1 protein-coding gene is annotated in these 621 nt (G+C 33.8%); it reads right to left on the bottom strand.

Annotated elements, in window-relative coordinates:
* Nucleotides 1-103 precede the first annotated feature (103 nt).
* A partial coding sequence (locus tag ACYQ2O_RS12650) for a transposase (RefSeq protein WP_459796760.1) occupies nt 104-621 on the bottom strand: 518 nt, incomplete at its 5' end.

Here is a 621-nt window from a genome sequence, read left to right as displayed (position 1 = left end):
GAGGGTGCTGAAAAAGAAACCCTTTTTAAGGGCTATAAATGGGTAAAATAAATAATCAGTGATTATCTGGTAAATTTCAAGGCATTTACACAGGTAGCACTGATTATTTTTGTTTGTGTTCTATTAATTTTTCTTCATTCTCGCTCTTGAGCTTAATTATTCGCTTCATATTCACCACGAAGAGCGTAGTGGCTCCTTGTATATCCATGCCAAATAAACCAGATGATTTCGCCACTTTATATCCATGACGGTTCTTCAACTCGTTATTTTTTGCTTCAATTTTATATCGTTGTTTAGAACGTTTTTTGAAGTATTCAGTTTGTTCAAACTTCATCTGGTACTGATGTTCCTGGCTTTTTAAAGTAATAGAATAGGTTTTTTCTTTTGTGTTCTTATAACACCCTTTTTTTAGTGGACACTGCCTACACTTTTCGATATCAAAATAATAGGTCATACATTGATTTTTATTTGTGTTTTTTCTGCCAGTTCTTGCTTTACGTGTGGCTTGATGTCCTGCCGGACAAACAACCATTTCGGCATCCTTATTAAATTCAAACTCTTTATGTCCTTTGCGTGTACCTTCACTCACAATTGGATTTAATTTGGCTATTAAATGAATAT

This window comes from Alkalibacterium sp. m-11 (assembly GCF_054658155.1).
This window is presented reverse-complemented; position numbering and strand designations above follow the sequence as displayed.